This is a genomic window from Thiocapsa roseopersicina, from assembly GCF_900106925.1.
In the GTDB taxonomy this organism is placed as follows: domain Bacteria; phylum Pseudomonadota; class Gammaproteobacteria; order Chromatiales; family Chromatiaceae; genus Thiocapsa; species Thiocapsa roseopersicina.
Map to the genome: position 1 here is coordinate 1 of NZ_FNNZ01000071.1, position 2,109 is coordinate 2,109.

Below are 2,109 nucleotides of genomic sequence, written 5' to 3' on the forward strand. Positions count from 1 at the left end.
GCGCCCGCGTCGAACATCCGTTTCACGTGATCAAGAACCTGTTTCGTCATCGCAAGGTCCGCTACAAGGGCCTGGCCAAGAACCGCGCGCAGCTCAAGGTGCTGTTCGGGCTGGCCAACTTGGTTCTGGCAAAACCTGCGTTGTTGGCCTGACGCACCCGAGGTGCGCCCGGCCTGCGCCGCCGGTCGAGGTCAAGCCACCCATGCAACACTTAATGTGTCTGAAAGGGGCGCGGCTTGCGCCGATAAGCCACGTTAAGTGTTGATGCGGCGAACCCCCGGTACGCTCCTGCGGGATATGGCCATTGATCAGCGGTTCCCTAAGAGCGTATCTTTCAATCTTTATTTTGGTATTTCCGGGATTCGGCTATTCTGCCATTCTGGAAGGCACGGGATCCTTTGATGGCACTGAAAGCACCATGTCCCCAAGGTTTTTTAGATCAGGATCGCCAGGAGACCCATGCGAGCCTTTCAGTAGCGGCAATTTTCAGTACCAGGCCATTGATTTTAAAACCGATTCCTCGGGGCAATTAATTGCAACATTTGATCCTCAAACGCTGGGTACTGGTATTTTTGTAACATTCCATACGGGCATATTCGATCCGAGCAATATCTGCACTGGATATGTATGGTCTTACGGATCGTCGGCACTATTCTCCGAAACATTCGCTGCGCCACCGAATACGGACATGGTCATGGTGGTTAGCGGAGTCGCCAATGCACCAAATGTTGTTGGCGGACCATACAGTTATGCATTGGATGGTGTTTCTCTGTCTCCGGATCAGGCTGCTAAGATTCCAACTCTATCGGAGTGGGCGAAGATCACCTTGGCGTTGATGCTTCTGGTACCAGCAGGATGGTATTGGGGGAGACGACAGGGCTAACCCCGGCGTTGATCATCTGCGCCACACTCCAGCTGACCTGGTTCATTGCCTTGGCAACCGCTGTCAAGCTGCGCCCGCCCTCGGAAAGGCAGGCTTCGGAGGACGTGGCCCCCGCACCGCAGCCGCGGCAACGGCACGCGCTTGATAGCGTGTTCGAGCCGCGTCTCGGACTCACGGCCGATCAAGCGATCGGCGTCCGTCGCCCCCCGTCGGCGCGGCCCAGATCGACCGGAAAAGGGTCACCGTCACTTCAGATTCAAGCATCCGCGATCATGGCAGCCATTTCCGCCGCTCGCTCCGGCAGTGCCCCGTCGGCCATCGGGTAGATGATTCCCTCTTCCTTGTAGTTGTGCTGCTGCACCAGGAAATGCAGCGTCTCGAGGATGCCGAGCAACGCGCTCTTATCGCGTGTATCAACTGCGTCGCCGAGCTCGGCGAGGAGCTGACGCATCTGCGCGTGCTCGTTGCACATGATCTCGATGGGATTCTCCGCGACTAGAAAGACCTGCACGAGAGCGGGGAAGACGATGTCTTCCTCAAGCGCGAAGTGACGATCCATTGCGGTGACGAGTGCATCGGCGGCAGCGCCGATGACGGACCAATCCGAGCCGCCGGCACTGGCTTCGGCGGCGGCGAGAAGACGGTCGCAGCGGTGGTGATCCTCGGTGAAGGTGTCGGTAATGGCGGTCATCATGCCGTTCTTTTCGGTGCCGATGCTTGAGATGCGGCGATTCTGCGACGCCATGGAGGTCGATGCCTTGACGTGAGTCAGGCTACGGGTAAGGGAAAACAAGTGCTTTTCAGATCGATTCCGCCAAGGCATGTTCAGCGAGGTTCTCGGGATCGTGGAGTCGAGCTCCATTCCGCCGGCCGTCAGGCCAGTGGAAGAAGACGACTGCAAGTCGTCGATCCCGGGATGTCGGCGCTTCGCGATGCGCGCCGTCGTGGCGTCGCTTGCGCGCGGTCGTACGCACGATGCCGAAACTCGTGCCCCCGACCCGGAACCGGCCGTCGCTAGCGGGCCGGAGTGATGATCGCGTACAGCATGTCCGGCATGTGCGTGGTATCGGTGGATGCGTCGAACGGCCAGAGCTTCGAGGGGACCGAACGGAACTTTTCTCCGGAATAGATCCATCCCATTACACACATCTCATGAATCATGAGCCTGTCGAGCATATCTGAGCCCCGCGGCGAAGTCCGTGACGCGTTGCAGGCCGAGCCAAATC

The 2,109-nt window shown here is 58.6% G+C and carries 3 protein-coding genes and 1 pseudogene; 2 read left to right on the forward strand and 2 right to left on the reverse strand.

Annotation, left to right across the window (positions count from 1 at the left end; all coding sequences use genetic code 11):
• On the forward strand, positions 1-152 hold a 152-nt coding region (locus tag BLV04_RS24700), incomplete at its 5' end, for a transposase (protein ID WP_139192031.1).
• Positions 153-304: 152 nt separating this feature from the next.
• Positions 305-883, forward strand: a complete 579-nt coding sequence (locus BLV04_RS24705) for an IPTL-CTERM sorting domain-containing protein (protein ID WP_139192046.1) — start codon at positions 305-307, stop codon at positions 881-883.
• Positions 884-1,139: 256 nt separating this feature from the next.
• Here BLV04_RS24705 and BLV04_RS24140 read toward each other — a convergent pair whose 3' ends face one another.
• Positions 1,140-1,628, reverse strand: a complete 489-nt coding sequence (locus tag BLV04_RS24140) for a hemerythrin domain-containing protein (RefSeq protein ID WP_245732024.1) — start codon at positions 1,626-1,628, stop codon at positions 1,140-1,142.
• Positions 1,629-1,897: 269 nt separating this feature from the next.
• Positions 1,898-2,109 (reverse strand): annotated as a pseudogene (locus tag BLV04_RS25420) (hypothetical protein); the annotation flags it as partial.